The 18,380-nt window shown below is 62.8% G+C and carries 16 protein-coding genes and 1 tRNA gene; 5 read left to right on the plus strand and 12 right to left on the minus strand.

The window, feature by feature from the left end:
• Nucleotides 1-92: 92 nt before the first annotated feature.
• From NKI63_RS06795 to NKI63_RS06820, 6 genes are all read right to left on the minus strand, one after another.
• Entirely contained in the window at nt 93-326 is a 234-nt protein-coding gene (locus NKI63_RS06795; protein ID WP_352820803.1) for a hypothetical protein, read from the minus strand.
• A 793-nt stretch (nt 327-1,119) separates the two neighbouring features.
• Nucleotides 1,120-1,196 (minus strand) — tRNA-Pro (locus tag NKI63_RS06800).
• Between the two features lie 36 nt (nt 1,197-1,232).
• A complete protein-coding gene (locus tag NKI63_RS06805; RefSeq protein WP_352703124.1) occupies nt 1,233-2,522 on the minus strand; it encodes an O-antigen ligase family protein in 1,290 nt (429 codons plus the stop codon).
• Entirely contained in the window at nt 2,519-4,054 is a 1,536-nt protein-coding gene (locus NKI63_RS06810) for an undecaprenyl-phosphate glucose phosphotransferase (protein WP_352703122.1), read from the minus strand. Before NKI63_RS06810 ends, NKI63_RS06805 begins: the two co-directional genes overlap by 4 nt.
• A 115-nt stretch (nt 4,055-4,169) precedes the next feature.
• Entirely contained in the window at nt 4,170-5,294 is a 1,125-nt protein-coding gene (locus NKI63_RS06815; RefSeq protein WP_352650001.1) for a glycosyltransferase family 4 protein, read from the minus strand.
• A 12-nt stretch (nt 5,295-5,306) separates the two neighbouring features.
• Nucleotides 5,307-5,870, minus strand: coding sequence for a polysaccharide biosynthesis/export family protein (locus NKI63_RS06820; RefSeq protein ID WP_352689375.1), 564 nt, complete (start codon nt 5,868-5,870; stop codon nt 5,307-5,309).
• 255 nt (nt 5,871-6,125) lie between these two features.
• Between NKI63_RS06820 and NKI63_RS06825 the strand changes: the two genes are divergently transcribed.
• The gene (locus NKI63_RS06825; RefSeq protein WP_352689373.1) at nt 6,126-8,366 is read left to right on the plus strand and encodes a GumC family protein; all 2,241 of its coding nucleotides are present in this window, start codon (nt 6,126-6,128) and stop codon (nt 8,364-8,366) included.
• Between the two features lie 21 nt (nt 8,367-8,387).
• On the opposite strand, the gene NKI63_RS06830 is transcribed toward NKI63_RS06825, so the two are convergent.
• Nucleotides 8,388-9,617 carry a GNAT family N-acetyltransferase gene (locus tag NKI63_RS06830; RefSeq protein WP_352777999.1) on the minus strand — a complete coding sequence of 410 codons (1,230 nt, stop codon included), beginning with the start codon at nt 9,615-9,617 and terminating at the stop codon, nt 8,388-8,390.
• Nucleotides 9,618-9,706: 89 nt separating this feature from the next.
• On the opposite strand from NKI63_RS06830, the gene NKI63_RS06835 reads away from it, so the two are divergent.
• The gene (locus NKI63_RS06835) at nt 9,707-10,765 is read left to right on the plus strand and encodes a polysaccharide deacetylase family protein (RefSeq protein WP_352689370.1); all 1,059 of its coding nucleotides are present in this window, start codon (nt 9,707-9,709) and stop codon (nt 10,763-10,765) included.
• Here the strand turns inward: NKI63_RS06835 and NKI63_RS06840 are convergent.
• Nucleotides 10,762-10,989 carry a DUF2842 domain-containing protein gene (locus NKI63_RS06840; protein WP_254817582.1) on the minus strand — a complete coding sequence of 76 codons (228 nt, stop codon included), beginning with the start codon at nt 10,987-10,989 and terminating at the stop codon, nt 10,762-10,764. The genes NKI63_RS06835 and NKI63_RS06840 overlap by 4 nt on opposite strands.
• Nucleotides 10,990-11,140: 151 nt before the next feature.
• On the opposite strand from NKI63_RS06840, the gene NKI63_RS06845 reads away from it, so the two are divergent.
• Nucleotides 11,141-12,235 carry a COX15/CtaA family protein gene (locus NKI63_RS06845; protein WP_352689369.1) on the plus strand — a complete coding sequence of 365 codons (1,095 nt, stop codon included), beginning with the start codon at nt 11,141-11,143 and terminating at the stop codon, nt 12,233-12,235.
• Here NKI63_RS06845 and NKI63_RS06850 read toward each other — a convergent pair.
• From NKI63_RS06850 to speB, 3 genes are read right to left on the minus strand one after another with little or no spacing between them, the layout of a single operon-like run.
• Nucleotides 12,225-13,064 (minus strand): aminoglycoside phosphotransferase family protein, encoded by an 840-nt coding sequence (locus NKI63_RS06850; RefSeq protein WP_352506482.1) that lies wholly within the window; start codon nt 13,062-13,064, stop codon nt 12,225-12,227. The genes NKI63_RS06845 and NKI63_RS06850 overlap by 11 nt on opposite strands.
• Nucleotides 13,065-13,991 carry an N-acetyl-gamma-glutamyl-phosphate reductase gene (gene argC, locus NKI63_RS06855; RefSeq protein WP_352820807.1) on the minus strand — a complete coding sequence of 309 codons (927 nt, stop codon included), beginning with the start codon at nt 13,989-13,991 and terminating at the stop codon, nt 13,065-13,067. It lies immediately after the preceding gene.
• Between the two features lie 29 nt (nt 13,992-14,020).
• Nucleotides 14,021-15,028 (minus strand): agmatinase, encoded by a 1,008-nt coding sequence (gene speB / locus NKI63_RS06860; RefSeq protein ID WP_352477301.1) that lies wholly within the window; start codon nt 15,026-15,028, stop codon nt 14,021-14,023.
• A 305-nt stretch (nt 15,029-15,333) separates the two neighbouring features.
• On the opposite strand from speB, the gene NKI63_RS06865 reads away from it, so the two are divergent.
• Nucleotides 15,334-16,392 (plus strand): glycerophosphodiester phosphodiesterase family protein, encoded by a 1,059-nt coding sequence (locus NKI63_RS06865; RefSeq protein ID WP_352506480.1) that lies wholly within the window; start codon nt 15,334-15,336, stop codon nt 16,390-16,392.
• A 30-nt stretch (nt 16,393-16,422) separates the two neighbouring features.
• Here the strand turns inward: NKI63_RS06865 and NKI63_RS06870 are convergent, their stop codons facing one another.
• Nucleotides 16,423-17,307, minus strand: a complete 885-nt coding sequence (locus NKI63_RS06870; protein ID WP_352506479.1) for an aldo/keto reductase family oxidoreductase — start codon at nt 17,305-17,307, stop codon at nt 16,423-16,425.
• Between the two features lie 94 nt (nt 17,308-17,401).
• On the opposite strand from NKI63_RS06870, the gene NKI63_RS06875 reads away from it, so the two are divergent.
• Nucleotides 17,402-18,295: a LysR family transcriptional regulator gene (locus NKI63_RS06875; protein ID WP_254817589.1), complete on the plus strand. Its 894-nt coding sequence runs from the start codon at nt 17,402-17,404 to the stop codon at nt 18,293-18,295.
• The last annotated feature ends 85 nt before the right edge of the window (nt 18,296-18,380 follow it).

Here is an 18,380-nt window from a genome sequence, read left to right on the forward strand (position 1 = left end):
AAGTTAGCCCGTCTGGCACCGACGGCCAAATCACATTTATTCACACGCTGGCCCAGTAATTCAAATGGCTGCGCGGATAGCCGCTTGCCGTATCAAAGCCTACTGGCTCCGGCCGGAGGATTTTTGGCGTTAAAGATCTCGCCGCTCAGAGCCAGTCTCAGGTCTTCGGCGCTGAGCTGACCACTTTCGAACAAATCCATCACCCTGCGGCCGAGCACTTCTCTGCCTGGATCGCCGTCAGCGAGGCCTAGTTCACGGCATCGGGCATCAAGTGCCTTGGTCAACATGGTCAGCTCGGCAGGACAGGCAACCCCTTGAAGCGACATTGCATCTCTCCCCTAAGGGCGAAAGCGCGTGGCATCTTCGTAGCGTCCGCTCGCCCTTACAACTGCGGACGACGGCAATTCAAATAAAGCCAACCTTTTTCGAACTCAACATTCAAACGTACCAAAACGCCGCGCGCTCCAATGCCAGGATCCTGCTACAATACGGTATGGCCGTCCGAATAGCGGTTATCCTCGCGCTTCTCTTCGCCTTCGCCTACGGTTTCGCAAAACTCGCGGAACATTATGGCAGAGTTGGCCACAGGCCCTCTCCGTGTGAAGAATTGCCCTATCCTGATTGTCCTGATCAAAAAGCTCTTCCCCGGGAAGAGACTGAGCCTTGAGCGCGCCTGTTCAGGCCAGGCCAGGCCAGCCATCGGGATTGAATTAGTTCTTTCCAACCGACGGTTGGTGGACGCATTGCAGCTGATGGGCCTAGGGTTCACTACGATCCGCGCGCACCGGGCATGCCCAAACCCCCGAGTCACCCCTGCCTGATGCAAGGCGCCTGATCGAGTCCCGCCGTTCTGGCATGTGCGGCGGGACCTTTTCTTATTGAAGCTGGAATACGGGCTCACGATAAAGGTTGGCGTACGCAGCAAACGTCGCCTAGCCACTGTCGCGCGGTTTCTCGGTGGGCTTCTGGCTAGCCGCCAGCCTCCGTGCCTCGCGCACGAGTGATCGTGATCGATTCTTCGATGAGATCACGCGCCTGCGTACGTTGCGCTGGCTGCAGTGCGGCTATTGTCTGTACAGCCCAGTTTGGGGGAAAACTGGCTAAGCCTTTGGATTTTAATGGTCGGAGTGGCCGGATTCGAACCGACGACCCCTTGACCCCCAGTCAAGTGCGCTACCGGGCTGCGCTACACTCCGGACCGGTCGCGATGTATCGTGATAGACTGGGTCCGGTCAACCGAATTCGGTTGCTGTCCTGCCTGAAGCGACAGCAACGGGCATTGCCGGTCGCTGCGCCGCCCGCAGCTGCCACTGGTGGCGGTATTCGAGCGCGATGGCACCCCAGATCAAGCCAAGCAGCAGGTAGACATGGCGCCAGTGGTCGATGTCGATGAAGGTGCCGAGCCCGATATTACCGATGAAGGCGACGTAGGCGCATAGAAGATAAGGCTGCCACGGCCGGTCGCGCAGCAGAATGCGGAAGCCGGCGGCGATCGTCCAGCACGTCAGCGTCAGGAACGACACGAAGCCGAGCCAGCCGTAATCCATCAGCATCTTCAGCCAGATGTCGTGCGTGTCCTCGCCGAACATCTTGCCGAAGACGAGCGGGCCGATGCCGAAGGGATGCTCCAGTGCCATCTGAAAGCCGATCGTGTAGCGGGCGAAGCGGCCGAGGCGGGCGGTGTCGTAGCTTTGTTCAAGCTGTGCGCGGTTCGAGAACATCTCGGCGACGCCCGGCAGTTGCAGGATGACGATCATTGCGATGACCAGCAGTCCGACGGCGGCGATGGTCATGACGACGACGCGCAGCCGGAACTTGCCGCTGGCGCTCTGCAGGAACAAGGCACCGGTCAGCAGGACCGCCGAAACGGCGAACATGCCCCAGGCGCCGCGCGAAAAGGAAAAGAAGATGCCGGCGGTGATGATCAGCAGCGGCACCGCCAATACAGGCATGCGCGCGACCGAGCCGGTAAGCAGCAGATAGAGCACGTAGACGCCCGGCAGCACCAGGAAAGGCCCGAACACGTTCGGGTCCTGGAACGCGCCGGCGGCGCGGTCGTATTTGGTGAAGATCTCGGCTCCCGGAAAGGCATGGAAATAGCCGGCTATGCCGACCAGCGAAGTCAGCACCGCCGACACCACATAGGCGACGAAGATCACCCGATAGAGACTGGGCCGGACCGCCGTTACCGAAGCGAAGAAAACCGCGGTTAAGGCCAGGAACAGCGAGACGGCGAGATAGAGCGGCGTGCCGGCGAGGTCCGACATCTGCGTCATCGAGATCATGCCGCCGATGTTCATGATCAACAGCAGCACCAGAAGCGGTACCCCCGCGCGCTGTATGCGCATTCCGAACAAGGGCCACACCACGATCAGCCCGATCATATAGACGTCGTACGGTGCCGGCTCGGCAATGACGAAGCCGGACAGGAAGACGCCGAGGAAAACCGCCCCTGACGCAATCAGTGCGATCAGCTTGGCGTTGACCGCCGCCGCCGGCAATTCATAGGCCGTCGCGCTCAATATGCGTTTTCCGTGTTGAGCAGGCGGATCGGCGTCAGGAACAGGATTTTGAGGTCGAACAGGAGCGACCAGTTCTCGATGTAATACAGGTCGTATTCCGTCCGCATGCGAATCTTCTCGTTGGTGTCCATCTCGCCGCGCCAGCCATTGATCTGCGCCCAGCCGGTCACACCGGGCTTGACCTTGTGACGGGCGAAATAGCCGTCGACCACCTCATTGTAGAGGAGGTTGTGCGACTGCGCGGCAATGGCGTGCGGGCGCGGACCCACCAGCGACAGCGACCCGAACAGCGAATTGAAGAACTGTGGCAATTCGTCGATCGAGGTCTTGCGGATGAAGCGGCCGACGCGGGTGACCCGCGGATCGTTCTTTGTCACGGTCTGCTTCGCCGTCGGGTCCGCCTTGTCGGTGTACATCGACCGGAACTTATAGACCTCGATGATCTCGTTGTTGAAGCCGTGCCGCTTCTGGTGGAAAAGCACCGGCCCCTTGCTGTCGAGTTTGATCGCGATCGCGGTCGCCAGCATCACCGGCGAGAACACGATGATGCCGATGATCGAAAAGACGATGTCGAAGGCGCGCTTGGCGACCGAATCCCAGTCGTTGATCGGCTTGTCGAAGATATCGAGCATCGGCACCGAGCCGATGTAGGAATAGGCGCGCGGCCTGAACTGCAGCGCGTTCGAATGCGCCGACAGCCGGATGTCGACCGGCAGCACCCATAGCTTCTTCAATAACTGCAGCACGCGCGATTCTGCGATCAGCGGCAGTGATACGATCAGCATGTCGATGCGCGCGATGCGGGCAAATTCGATGAGTTCGGAAATTGTGCCGAGCTTGGGATAACCGGCGACAACCGGCGGCGACCGCTTGTCGCCGCGGTCGTCGAAGATGCCGCAGATGCGGATGTCGTTGTAGGGCTGCCTTTCGACCGAGCGGATCAGTACCTCCGCCGCCTTGCCGCCACCGACGATGACGGCGCGGCGCTCCATCCGCCCATCGCGCGCCCAGCGCCGGATCAGCTTCGACATCACCAGGCGGAGACCCAGGATCAGCACGAAGCCAACAACAAACCACGTGCCGAAGAGCAGGCGCGAATAGTCTTCCGACATTTTCATGGTGAAGGCGGTGAGCGCCATCAAGGCGAACGTTCCGGCCCAGACCAGCAGGAGCCGGCCAAAATTGGCGATCGGCCGCATTAGCGCGACGATCTGGTAGCAGTCGGTGACGTCGAGCAGAACGACGGCGAGGAACGAGGTGGCGGCGATCGTCAGGGAGTATTGCCAGGCAAGATAGTTGAAAAAGCCGACGTAGTAGAAATAGACGGCAAGACCTGACACCAACAGCAGCGCGAATTCCGCCATGCGCAGGACGCCGCTCACCATGATCGGCGACATCGTATCGCGCCGGTATTGCGAGGCGACCTGGCGGGCGACGTCGTTCATGCCGCCGGCCGTGTTGTTCTCGGCAGGGGCGTTGAATTTGCGCACCGCGTCTAGCGAAAAACGGCGCGCGGGGTCGATTTCGTTCATGGGGCGTCCGCAGGTTTCCCTCAGGTGAATAGCAAAAGAGAGCTAAGAAACCCTTGAAACAACAGATGGCTTTGGAGACGCTTTCACCAGGTGCAGCCCGGTGGAACCCGTTGCCCTATTTTTTTTGCGCGGCGAAATAAGCCTTTTCGATTTCAGCGGCCATTACATCGGCGCCGAATCGTGCCTTGAGGTCGGCGATGCCGGGCATCAGGCCCTTGTAGGCGTCGAGATCGGCCAATGCGGCGCTTATCTTGTCGCCAAGTTCGCGCGGGTCGGGCCGGATCAGGGCAGGCGAGCTGGTGTCGAAGATTTCCGGTATGCCGCCGACCGACGTCGCGATGATCGGCTTGCCGGCGGCGAGCGCTTCCAGAACGATATAGGGCATGGCTTCCGCGCGCGATGGAACGACGACCAGCTTGGCCAGCGTGAAGGCCAGCCTGGCCGGCATCGGCGCCAGGAAGCCGACGTCCAGGCCGCGCTGACTCACCTGGGCGCGATAGCGCGGCAGGTCGTCGCCGTCGCCGACCATCAGCGCCTTCAATGGGTGGCCGAGCCGTGTTGCGGCAAGCCCCAGCGCATCGATGAAGATGTCGGGGCCTTTGAGGTCTCGCATCATGCCGATGTAGAGGAGGTCAACCGCATTGTGCTCGGTCCGCACCGGCTCGAACTCTGCGGCGCGCAGGCCGTTGTGGACGAGAGCGTTCGGAATAGGCGGCTCGCCGACCTTCCTGCGATAAGTCCGTCGCTCATAATCGGAAACAAACAGCAGGCAATCGGTGAAGCGAGCCATGAAGCGCTCGAGCGCGAAGAACAGCTTCCCCATGGCGGTCGTCTCGTCATAGTGAAGCGAGCCGCCATGCGGCGAATAAAGGCGGGCTACGCGAGACCTGGATACCCGCAACAATGAGCCGAACAGACGGGCATAGGCGCCACCTTTGGCGCCATGCCCGTGCAGCACGTCCGGCCGCAATTCTTTTATGATCCTATAGGTGCGCCGGGCCGAGGCGAGATCGCCTGGCCCGACATGCCGCTGCATCGGCGTGCGGTGAATGCCGAGCGCCAGGCTGCCCTTCATCTGTTCGAACAGCCGTTCCTCGAAATCGCCGCCCGTCGTCGAATCGCAGACGATGCCGACGGCATGGCCGGCGGCGACCTGAGCCTCGGTCAGGTCGCGCACATGCCGGAAGATGCCTCCGACCGGTGAGCGAAAGCAGTGGACGATCCTGAGTGTGTCCGCCACTTGGTCAGCACATCAAAACAGGCGTTCGCGAACATAGACTGTATCGCCGGGCAGTAGCGGGTCGGAGGTCACCACGCGTCCGGTTATCACCTTGCCGTTGATGTCGCGGGTAATGTCGACGCTCTCCTGGTTGGCGCGTGGCGTGAACCCGCCGGCGATGGCGACGGCCTTCTGCACGGTCAGGCCCGGAACATAGGAATACTGGCCCGCCGCACCCACTTCACCCATGACGAAGATCGGTCGGTAGCGATCGATTTCGACAGAAACGTCAGGATCCCGCAAATAGCCCTGGCGCAGTTTCTCGGCGATCTCGCCCTCGAGCTGCTGGGCGGTGTGGCCGCGCGCCGGCACGTTGCCGACGAGCGGCAGCGAGAGATAGCCGGATTGGTCGACACTGTAGGTGTTGGTCAATCCTTCCTGCTCGAACACTGTGACGCGGACGCGGTCGCCGGCGCCGAGGCGATAGGGCTGGTCGAGAACTTCATGGAATGCGGCCGGCGTCGGCCGGTAGCTGGAGCAGCCCGAAAGCATCGATACGGCAAGCAGCGCGCGGAAAAGGGGAGCAATGCTTTTCATGAGCGGACACGTACCTTTGAATAGCCGGCGACTCTGCGGCAAACCTTAACGATCGAGCTCGGTTATCGTCCTGTTAGGGTTAATGGCCGGTAAAGGCGCGCGGCCGGTACGGGCCGGATCGACAAATGCAGATCGTTTTCAGCCTCTTGTTTGCGGCTTGTTAGTAGAGCCTAACAGGTTCTTACCGCGATATTAACGGCTGAGTTACCATAGTTGTTTACGGTGCATGCTGACTCAGTACCGGAGCAGGGATGCATGTCCGTTCAATCCGCGGCCGCAGATGTCGACATCGATCTCAGGCAGCTTTTCGCCAGCCTGGCGCGAAACTGGTTGCGCATCCTTGTCGTCGCGCTGGTTGTAACCGGCCTGGCCTTTGCGCTCGCCTGGCTTGCAACGCCCGAATACAAGGCGGCAGCCAAGCTGGAGATCGGGCCTCGAGAATCGGAGTTCACGCGGCCAGCCGGGGCCAACGGCAACGAGCGGTCGATTCCCGACGAAGAGGCTGTGGCCACCGAGGTCCAGATCATCTCGTCCCCCGACATCCTCAAACAGGTAGCGGCGAAGCTCAACCTGGCGAAATTGCCCGAATTCGACGAGGCGCTGAAGATGTCGGCGCTGAGCCGCGCCCTTGTCCTCGTTGGCTTGAAAAGCGATCCCTTCGAGATCCCGCTGGAAGAGCGCGTGCTGGACGCAATGCATGAGAAGCTCAACGTCTATGGCGTCGAAAAAACCCGTGCGATCGCAATCGAGTTCTCGTCAGAGGATCCACAGCTTGCCGCCGCGATCCCGAACGCGATTGCAAACGCCTATATCGCCTCCAAGGGCAACGCCAAGCTCGAATCGAATTCCGCCGCCACCGACTTTCTGGCGCCGGAAATCGCGGATCTGCAGAATCGGGTGAAGGAGGCGGAAGCCAAGGTTGCCGCATTCCGTGCCCAGTCCGATCTTTTGATGGGCGGCAACAATTCGGTGCTTGCCACCCAGCAGCTGTCCGAATTGTCGAGCGAATTGTCACGGGTGCGCGCCAACCGCGCTTCAGCGGAAGCGACCGCCGACAGCGTGCGCAGGGCATTGCGCAGTGGCGGCTCACTGGATGCCGTTCCGGAGGTGTTGTCGTCCGAACTGATCCAGCGCCTGCGCGAGCGCCAAGTCGAACTCAAGAACAACATCGCCGACCTTTCCACCACCTTGCTCGACAACCATCCGCGCATCCGGGCGCTGAGGTCGCAACTCGCCGATCTCGACCGCCAGATCCGCAACGAAGCGGAAAAGATCATGAAGGGTCTGATGGCGCAGGCCGAGACGGCAAAGGCGCGCGAGGCTCAACTCGTGGCCGACGTCAACACGCTGAAGGCGGCGTCCGCCCGCGCCGGCGAAGAGCAGGTGGAACTCGATGCGCTGCAGCGCGATGCCGCGACCAAGCGCCAGCAACTCGATCTCTACTCGTCCAGCTATCTCCAGGCGGCCGCACGCAAGGATCGCAACTACCTACCTGTTGACGCTCGCCTATTTTCGGAGGCCCGGGCGCCGACCGAACCCTATTTCCCCAAGATTGGTCCGATTGTCGGCGCGGCCTTTGTCGGCTCGTTGCTCATCATGGCGATCGTCACGTTGCTGCAGGAACTGTTTTCCGGCCGTGCCATGCGTCCGGCCGCCGGTGCCCATTTCGAACACATCGAGCAGGTTGCGATGCCGGCTGTCCAGGCCGAACGCGCATCGGCCGAGCCCGACCCGCCGGTTGCGCGGTCCGAACCGGCAGTCGCCGAGATCGACGACGACAGCATCATTGAAACCAAAGTGGAGCCGGAACCCGTCGCGGTGGCGGAAGCGGCTGCCGAGAAAATCGAACCGGAGTACTCTGAAATGGCTGCTGGAGACATTGAACCGGCACGTTCTATCCTCGGCGAGATCGACATCGACAAGGCCGCGGAAAAACTGATCGCCACCGGTGCAGCCCGGGCCATATTCGTGTCACCGGAAGGCGACGAGGCGGCTGCCTCGGCGGTGCTGGTGGCGCGCGCAGTCTCCGACGCCGGGCTACGCGTGCTGCTGCTTGATCTCACCGCTTCGGGTGCTGCCTCGCGGCCGATGCTGGACAGCGGGCTGTTTCCGGGCATCACCGATCTGCTCGCCTCGCAAGCGCAGTTCAGCGATGTGATCCACCCCGATCTTTATTCGGATTGCCACGTGATTCCCGTCGGCACAGCCGATCCGGTCCGTGCCATGCGCGCCGCCGACCGGCTGCCGATCATCATGCAGTCGCTAACCACGGCCTATGATCTGGTTGTGGTCGAATGCGGGCCGGCCGACGCGCAAGGCATCAGCCGCCTGGTGGGCGAGGGCACCGAGGTGCTGCTCTCCATGCTTGAGCCGGACGACCAGGTGACGCAAGCCGCAGTCGCGCTCATCGAGAGCGGTTATCCCGACCTAACGCTGGTCACGCCAATCGGCCATGTGGCGCCGGGGCCAATGCCGGGACGGCGCTCGGCGGCCTGAGGCATTTTTCTCAAATTGAAATCAGCTGTCGTCTTCGCCTGCGGCCGGTGCTGTCTGGCCCACGGCCTTGCGGCGCAGCAGCTTGGTCAGCTTCCAGACCATTGGGCTGTGCTTGATGAATGCTTTCAGGCTTGCGCCGTGCCTGAGCGCAAGCGCCAGCGCGCGACCTTTCAGCGTCAGCGGAACCAGCGCCTCGAAATGTTGCGTTTCGACATCGCACCACAATCGCTTGTAGGGTTCGTCACCGACCGAGAAATCATAGATTTCAAAACCTGCCTCGCAGGCTTCCTGGATGTTCTCGAAGAACAGGAAGTCGCCGGGGCTGGTGTGTGCGAGTTCGTCCTCGGCGATCGCCCCGAATTCGCAGATCAGCCGCTTGCCCGAGCGGCTCGATCCGGTGACCGCACGAAGCTTGCCGGCGACTTCCAGCCCATGCAGCACGAAGGACGGATCTTCCTCTTGGAGCGCGTCGGTAAACAGCGAGCGAAAAAAAGCGCGCACCTCCGCCTCACCGAAAACATTGGCGATGCCCATCTTGCGGAAGCGGAATTCCTTCATCTCGAAAAAGGCATCGAGCAGCCTGTTCACCTCGTCCGCAGTCCTCGCCTCGATGCGGCAATGGCTGCCGACGGCCCCGAATTTGCGCGCCTGCGAGCGATGCTTCTTGCGCCTGCGCTTGCCGCTCACGCGGATGAGCAATGAATCAAACCCTCCTGCTAGGCCGGCGGCCAGAGACAGATTGGGGCTCGAAAAATGCGGCAAGGCGGAGAGCGGGTTGGCAACGCCGTCGAGATCGGGCAGCAGCCGCTCTAGCGCGACAAGATCGATATCACGCCGCGCCTTGCCAATCGCAGCCAGCATAGCGCGGATCGCCGCGCTATCGGCACTCGCCAGCCATTGCGGGTCGGCGGCGGCAAAATTGCCGTTGGCATGGCGGCCGCCCATGAACCGGGCGACGCGGAACGCTCCACTGCGAGTGACCTCCAGCGCTAACGAGAAAACCGGCCTGTTGTCGGCGCGCAGCGTCGCAACGACGACGTCGGCGCCGGTATGTGCGGCCCAGTTCAGGATCCAGCCTGCGCTCTGCGCCGGGGCAAAAAGCGCCGAACGGCAGAATTCGGCGTACGCCGCCAGCGCCGCACTATCGGCAACCGAGATCGATAAGCCGGCTTTGCCGGCCGGCAAGGCATACGGCGACGCCTCGTTGCTTGCCAGCTGATTGCCGTCAAATGACGCGGTGGCGTCAACCATACCTCAATCCTTAGGGCGTATTCGTCGCGATTGGGGGTCCGCGCAGGCGCATTCCATGCTTGATGAGCTTAGGCGCAAAAGGTGAATGAATGATCGACGGGGGCGAGGCAATTCGCAAACTGGCGCTCAATCTCGCCCGCTATTCCGGTCTCGCGCCGCTGGCCAAGCCGTTTATCGGCGGCGTTGGCGTCATCCTGATGCTCCATCGGGTCACCGCGACGCCGGAAAAGCCGAATGGCGTCAACCGACACTTGAACATCGCGCCTGGGTTCCTCGATATCGTGATCGCCGACATGAAGGCGAACGGCTACAGGTTCGTCACGCTGGACGAGGCGATCGAGCGCATCAAGGCCGGCGACAAGGACGGCCAGTTCGCGACGATCACCGCCGACGACGCCTATCGAGACAACATGACCGAGGCGCTGCCGGTGCTGGAGAAGCACGGCGCGCCGATCACCATCTACGTCGCGCCGGGACTGATCGACGGCGCTGCCGATCTGTGGTGGGACGTGGTTGAGGATATCGTCAATGCGCGCGATCGCCTGACGCTGGCGACGCCGGACGGCCCGGTGACGATCGACTGCTCGAATCGGGGAAAAAAAGTCCAGGCCAATGCGCGCCTGCACGCCTATCTGACGCTGAAGGTGCACGAGCAGGACCAGCGTGCGGTGTTGCGCGATCTGGCGCGCTCGAACGGCATCGAGTTGGGCGGTCCGCGCCCGAGCACGCTGATGAACTGGGACGAGATCCGCACCATGGCCGGACACCCGCTGGTGACGATCGGCGCGCATAGCGTCAATCATTGCAATCTGAAGCGGCTTTCCGAGAGCGACGCGCGGCATGAGATCGGCGACGTCAAGCGCATATTGCAGGCCAAACTCGGCGAGGAGCCGCGCCATTTCGCCTATCCCTACGGTCATGCCAGCGCAGTCGGCCGCCGCGAAGTGGGCCTTGTCCGCGATGCCGGCTATGCGTCGGCGGTGACGACCCGCCACGGCGTACTGCGCGCCGAGCATGCCGGGTTCCTGCATGCCCTGCCGCGCATTTCAGTCAACGGCCGCTATCAGAGCATCGCCCACATCCGAACCATGTTGTCGGGCGTGACGACGCCGCTGGCCAATGCTGGCAAGACGGTGGTGACGATTTAACTGTTGCCTCGGCCCTTCGGCCGCGGCTCGAGGATCAGCCACTTGATGATGCCCATCGCCGGCAGCACCCACAAAAGCCCGCTCAGCAGGAAGAAGATGAAGTGCGCCAGCGGCCCGGACTGCGACAGTTGGGCGACCGCGACGATCGAGGCGACCAGCGCATAGACGACGACCAGCACTACCAGCAGGAAGCTTCCGATCAGCTTTTTCAGGCGAATGGGCATGGCGCGATCTCGTTGATCGCTATCGCTTAGGCCGAACGGCGAATGCGCGCAACCCGCCAGAAACGGCGCGACGGCGTGCCGCGTCGCCCGGCCTTGCAAGCCGGGTTGCGATGGTTCACCAATCCGCGACTTCAACTGCCGGGACAAACCCATGGCTGCTGCCATATCCGACGACGCGCCCTTCGCCGCCCGCGATCGAGACGTTCGCAATCGTGCACTGGTGCGCGGTTGGCTCTATGTCGTGCTGCTCGTGCTGTTTGCGCTGGTGGTGGTCGGCGGCGCTACGAGGCTCACCGATTCCGGCCTGTCGATCACCGAATGGGAGCCGATTCACGGCGTCATCCCGCCGCTCAACGATTCCGAGTGGCAGGAGGAGTTCCTGCGCTACCAGCAGATCCCGCAATATGCCGAACTCAACAAGGGCATGAGCATCGTGGCGTTCAAGTCGATCTTCTGGTGGGAATGGGTGCATCGTATCCTGGCACGTAGTGTCGGCGCGGTCTTCGCCCTGCCGCTGCTGTTCTTCTGGGTGACGCGCCGCATTGAGCGGGGCCTCGGCACGAGATTGTCGGGCATCCTCCTGCTCGGCGGGCTGCAGGGCGCGATAGGCTGGTGGATGGTGGCATCCGGCCTGGTTGACCGGGTTTCGGTCAGCCAATACCGGCTGGCGACGCATCTGACGCTGGCGGCGCTGATCTTCACGGCGACCATGGTTGTCGCGCGTGGGCTGGCGCCGCACTCGGAACCTGCCGCCGACCGCTCGACGCAACGTCTGGCCGGCATTCTGGTACTGCTGGCGCTGGTCCAGATCTATCTCGGCGGGCTGGTCGCGGGGCTTGACGCCGGCTTGAGCTACAACACCTGGCCGCTGATGGACGGCAAGCTGGTCCCTGGCGACCTGCTGCTGCTCGAGCCGGCGTGGCGCAATTTCTTCGAAAATCCGAAGACAGTGCAGTTCGTCCACCGGATCGGCGCCTACACGATCTTCGCGGTCGCGCTCTGGCATATGATCGCGACACGCCGGCGTCTGCCCGGCACGACGCATGCCCGACGCGCGACGCTGCTGTTCCTGATTGTCGTGGTGCAGGCGTCGATCGGCATCGGCACCCTGTTGATGCAGGTGCCGCTGCACATGGCCCTGACGCATCAGGCATTCGCGCTGGTTCTGCTGGGCTTCGCCGCTGCGCATTGGCGCGGTACCAAGGGCGCTTACCCGCTGCCCCACGAGATCGCTCTCAGAGGCTGAGCCGCACCCGCCAGATTGCTGCGGCAATCGCCAGCTCGCGGTTTTCGTCGACCGCATTGCGATCTTCATGGTGCCATGCAGCCGACAGGCAGCCATAGGCAACGGCGTGGTCCAGTACGGCAGGCCCCGTCTGGCCGAGCGTGGCGCCAAAGACTTGCGCCATATGGGCGATCCGCCTCGGATCGAGGCAAAGATCATCTCGGTCGAGTGGGTTGTAGAACATGTTGGCGGCGTCGAAACCCAGGTCGCCGAGGACGCCCTTCGGATCGATCGCCAGCCAGCCGCGTGGACCGTGCATGATGTTGTCGTGATGCAGGTCGCCATGCAGCGGCCGTACGTCGTGCGGATTGGACAACAGCCGTTCCGCGATTTCGGCAGCTTCGACATACAGGCTCTTTTCGCCGGCGGCGCGATCGGCCTTCGCCTTTTTGAACAGGCTGGAAAACCGTCTCCGCAACGGCTGAAGGTCCGGCGGGGCGGCGTGCTTCGACGGAGAGACCAGTCTTGCCATCACCTCGGCCGCGATGGCGGTGGCGGCATTGTCGTCCTGATCCGCAATGATCTGTGACAGCGAGATTTCGCCGGCGTATTCGAGCAGCATGCGGTGGCCGTCGCGGCCGAGCAGCCGCACCGCGCCTTCGCCGCGTCGCCAGGTGAGGAAATGCTCGCCACGCAACTCGTCCTCCACATCGTCGAAAGGCTTTAGATCCTTGACGATTGCCGGTGAGCCGTCCTCGCGAACAACTTTCCAGATGCGGCTACCGAACGTTTCGGCAATGAGCTCCGGCGCGCCGACCTTCCAGCGCTTTGGAAATCTCGGCGCATCCATTCAAAGGCCGAGCATCAGATCCATGTTCTGCACAGCGGCGCCCGAGGCGCCCTTGCCGAGATTGTCGTAGACGGCAATCAGCAGCGCCTGCGCCCTGTTATCATTGGCAAAGACATAAAGCTTCATCCGGTTGGTGCCGTTGTAGATCTCCGGATCGATGTCGGGCATGCGTTCCTGATGCAGATACGGCGCCACCTCGACCACGCCGCCATCGATGGAAGCGAAATGATCGGCGATTGCCGCATGAAGCTCGGCGCCGGTCGGCACATGGTCGAGGCCGCCGAGTTGCAGCGGCACCACGGTGATCATGCCTTGCGCGAAATTGCCGACTGCCGGCTGCATGATCGGATCGTGCGAAAGCTTGGCATAGGTCCTTAGCTCAGGCACGTGCTTGTGCTGCAGCGTCAGCCCGTAGGGCAGGAATTCCGGCGCATCTTCGCCCTTGGCGACATAATCCTCGATCATCGGCCGGCCGCCGCCGGAATAGCCGGAAATGCCGTTGACGGTGACCGGAAAATTGGCCGGCAACAGCCCCGCCGCAACCAGCGGCCGCAGCGTCGCGATCGGTCCTTGCGGCCAGCAGCCCGGATTGGCGACGCGCTTCGCCGAAGCGATCTTCTTCGCCTGTTCCTTTTCCATTTCGGCGAAACCATATTCCCAGCCCTCGGCGACGCGATGCGCCGTCGAGGCGTCGATCACCTTGGTGGTGTCATTGGCGATCAGCGAAACGCTTTCCTTAGCGGCCGCGTCCGGTAGGCAGAGGATCGCAACATCGGCGGCATTGAGGAACTCGGCGCGCGCTGCCGTTTCCTTGCGGCGTTCGGCCGTGATGGAGATGATTTCCAGGTCGCCGCGCTCGGCAAGCAGCGCCCTTATCTGCAAACCGGTGGTGCCGTGCTCGCCGTCGATGAAGATTTTCGGTTTCATTGCCTGCCAAAATTCCTGTTATCTCAAAGCTATATGCCGCTTGCCTGATTCAATCCGGCAACGCTGTGGTTGCTCTGGTTCATGTCCTCGAGCCGGGCCTTTCGTTCCGCCAGCAGCCCGAGATAGTGCATGGCCACCATCGAGCCGGCAATTGCCGTTATATCGGCGTGATCATAGGCTGGCGCAACCTCGACGACGTCGGCGCCGACGATATCGACCTGGTTGATCTGGCGCAGCACCGACAGGATCTTTGCCGAAGACGGGCCTCCCGCGACCGGCGTTCCCGTGCCGGGCGCAAAAGCCGGATCCAGACAATCGATGTCGAAAGTGACGTAGGTCTTCTTGCCGCCCGTACGGTCGACGATGGCATAGGCGATGTCGGACGCCCGCATTTCCTCCACTTCATGGCCATATAGGATCTTGATGCCGAATGTGTCGGGCGCATGGGTTCGGATGCCGATCTGGATCGAGCGGTCGGGATCGATGATGCCTTCCTTGACCGCACGGCCGACGAAGGAGCCGTGATCGATGCGCTTGCCGTCGTCGGGCCAGGTGTCCTGATGTGCGTCGAACTGCACCAGGGCCAGCGGGCCGTGGATGGCGGCATGCGCCTTGAGCAGCGGCCAGGTGACGAAATGATCGCCGCCGAGTGAAAGCAGAAAGGCGCCGGATTTCAAGATCTTCGCCGCTTCGCGCTCGATCGTGGCAGGCGTCTTCTGGTGATTGCCGCTGTCGAGCAGGCAGTCGCCAAAGTCGATCACAGCAAGCTGTTCGAACAGGTCGCGCGAAAACGGATATTGCGGATCGTTGTCGAGGATGGCCGAGGCGCGGCGAATCGCCTGCGGTCCGAAACGAGCGCCCGGCCGATTGGTGACCGCCGCATCGAAGGGAATGCCCCACACCACTACATCGGCGCCCTTCACGTCCTTCGAATATTTGCGCCGCATGAACGACAGCGCGCCGGCATAGGTCGGCTCAAACGACGCGCCCGTCCTGGAGCGGGTGGTGAAGGCGTGATCGATGGTCCTTGGCGGCATGAAGCGATCTCCTGTGCGTCGACGCGCAACCTTATTGGACATAATTCTCAGAATTGCGACCCCTGCGGAGGATCACGGCCATTCGATCCGGTCACAAATCCTTGCTCGCCAGGCGAACCCCGCATGGCCGGCCCGGAGATTGCCTGGTAAATAACCGAAAGTAGCCGCCAACGGCTGCTTCGGCCGGCATTGATCTGATTTTCCTGCGTTTGCGAAGCCGGCTTCGTTCACCTGCCTGTCACGGGCATCGCTTAACCGGGGTGCGATCCCGGTACGGAGCGATTCTCGTGCGAACGACTTGTCTCATGCGAACGATTTGGCTGAGCCTTCTGCTTTCCGCGGCGCTGGTGGTCTCCCTTGGCCAGGCATTGGCGGGTGAAACGCGCGCCAGGCAGATTCTCGACCGTTTCGAGCACGCCAACCAATGGCGCGACCATGTGATGGTGGCCGCGCACCGCGCCGGCGGCATGCAGGCCGGCAAGACGCTCTATCCCGAAAACTCGATCGCCGCCGTCGAGGCGTCGATCGCAATGGGCGCCGAAATCGTCGAGGTCGACATCAGGCGCTCGAAGGACGGAGAATTCGTCGTCATGCATGACAGCTGGCTTGACCGCACCACGACCTGCAAGGGCGAGGTGGTCAACCGCACATTGGCCGAACTCAAGACCTGCCGATTGGTGATCGAAGGCACCGGCGCCGTTACGGGCGAGACGGTCTCGACGTTGCGCGAGATGCTGGTGGCGACCAGGGACAGGATTCTCGTCAACCTCGACAACAAGCTCGACACCGGAAGCCTCGCCGGCATGGTCGCCGTCGCCCGCGATCTCGGCATGGCCGAACAGGTGATCGTCAAAGAGAACCTGTGGAATGCGGAGAGGATCGCCAGGGTCAAGGCTGCCATGGCCGAGATCGGCAGCGGCTTCCAGTTCATGCCGATCATCGCCGATGACGCGGTTCGCGACGCCATGTTTGCCGAGGAACTGAGCCGGGCCTTCCCGATGCGCGCAGTCGAGATGATCAACTGGCGCATGGGATCAGAGACGCTGACGGAGACCGGCGGCCCGCTGTTCAGCCCGCGCATGCGCGCGCTGGCGGTAAGGGGCGACTGGCACATCTGGGCCGACACCTATGCCATCGTCAACAAGCCGGGCGGCTTCCTCGCCGGCGGTCGCGGCGACGAGCTGGCGGTCGCGGCCAGCCTGCCGCGCGAGACCTACGGCTTCTGGGTCGAGCGCGGCGCCACCATCATCCAGACCGACGAACCGAAGGCGGCCATCGGTTGGCTGGCGGCGAACGGTTTTCGCGTGCCCTACGCCGGTGAGAAGCGCCCGGCCGAGCCGGCGAATACGGCCAGCATTAACTAACGCCGGGCACGAACCAGAGCGATTGCCGCGCTACGCGTGAGCGGGGACAGTTCCGGCGATACTGTCCAATTCCTCGATCGCATCTTCGGGCAACGCGAGATCGCCCGCGGCGAGGTTCTCCCTGAGATGCGCGACGGAAGACGTGCCTGGGATCAGAAGAATGTTGGGCGCGCGGCGAAGCAGCCAGGCGAGCGCGACCTGCATGGGCGTGGCGCCGAGGCGTGCGGCGACCTTGGACAAGGTCGACGACTGCAACGGATTGAAGCCGCCAAGCGGGAAGAACGGCACATAGGCGATGCCGTCGCGGGCGAGATCGTCAATCAAGGCATCGTCGCCCCGATGCGCCAGATTGTACTGATTCTGCACGCAGACGATCTTGCAAATCCTGCGGCCTTCGGCGATCTGCGCAGCGGTGACGTTGCTCAGCCCGATGTGGCGCACGAGGCCCTGTCGCTGAAGCTCGGCGAGCGTCGCAAGCGGCGCCTCGATCGACCCTCCGGCGGGGCCATGCGCGTCGAACATGATCCGAAGGTTGACCGCCTCCAGCACGTCGAGCCCGAGATTGTGCAGATTGTCGTGCACCGCCTGGGTGAGTTCTTGGGCCGAGAAGGCCGGCAGCCACGATCCGCCCTGGCCGCGCCTGGCGCCGATCTTGGTGACTATAACGAGGTCGTCAGGATAGGGTGCGAGCGCTTCGCGGATCAACAGGTTAGTCACGTGCGGGCCATAGAAGTCACTGGTGTCGATGTGATTGACGCCTTGTGCAACGGCTTCGCGCAGCACGGCCAATGCCGTGTCGTGGTCCTTTGGTGGCCCGAAGACGCCGGGCCCTGCGAGTTGCATGGCGCCGTAGCCGAGCCGTCTGACTTTGCGGTCGCCGAGGATGAATGTGCCGGACTGGTCGATACTGGACATGGTCTTTCTCCTTCAGGGATGGCGCACAGATAGACGCTGTCCGATCCAATGATAATTGGGTACAATCCGTACAGGCTGTGCGGAATGACGAACAATGAAGATCGATCTCGGGGATCTGAACGCTTTCGTGGCCGTAGCGCGCGCCAAGGGTTTTCGCGATGGCGCCCGCGCCAGCGGCGGCAGCGCGTCGGGGTTGAGCGAGGCCGTGCGGCGTCTGGAGACGCAGCTCGGTGTCAGGCTGCTCAACAGGACGACCCGCAGCGTCGTCCTGACGGAGGCCGGCGAAGGCCTGCTGGCGCGGCTCGGTCCAGCCTTGACCGAGGTGGAGTCGGCTCTCGACGTGGTGAACGGCTTTCGCGACAGGCCGGCGGGCTTGTTGCGCCTCAACGTGCCGGTCAGCGCGGCGCGGCTGGTCCTGCCCAGCATCGTCCCGCGGTTCCTTGCCGCCTATCCCGGCATCCGGCTGGAGGTGATCGCTGAGGAAAGCTTCGTCGATGTGCTGGCGGCCGGCTGCGACGCCGGCATCCGCTACGACGAGCGGCTGGAGCAGGACATGATCGCCGTGCCGATCGGACCGCGCGTGCAGCGCTTCGCCACCGCCGCCAGCCCTGCCTACCTGGATCGTCATGGCCGGCCGCAACACCCGAGCGACCTGCTCGGCCACGCCTGCCTGCGCGGCCGCTTTGCCAGCCGTGCGATGCCGCCGTGGGAATTCGAGCGCGACGGCGAGGTGGTGCGGGTCGACCCGACGGGGCCGCTTCTCGTGACCCTGGGCGGGGCGACGGACCTCAAAGTCGATGCAGCCATCGCTGGCACCGGCATCATCAGCCTGTTCGAAGATTGGCTACGCCCTCATTTCGAGAGCGGGGCGCTCGAGCCGCTGCTTGAACCCTGGTGGCAGAGCTTCTCCGGGCCGTTCCTTTATTATCCCGGCCGGCGCCTCGTGCCGGCGCCGCTCCGGGCGTTTATCGACTTCATCAAGGCCTGAAGTCTGCCACGATGCGAGCGAGCCGCGCCTGCCGCCGGTGATTGGTTGCCGCCATTCATGAAAAGGCCGCCCGGAGGCGGCCTTT

Source organism: Mesorhizobium sp. M0410 (assembly GCF_040321435.1).
Lineage (GTDB): Bacteria > Pseudomonadota > Alphaproteobacteria > Rhizobiales > Rhizobiaceae > Mesorhizobium.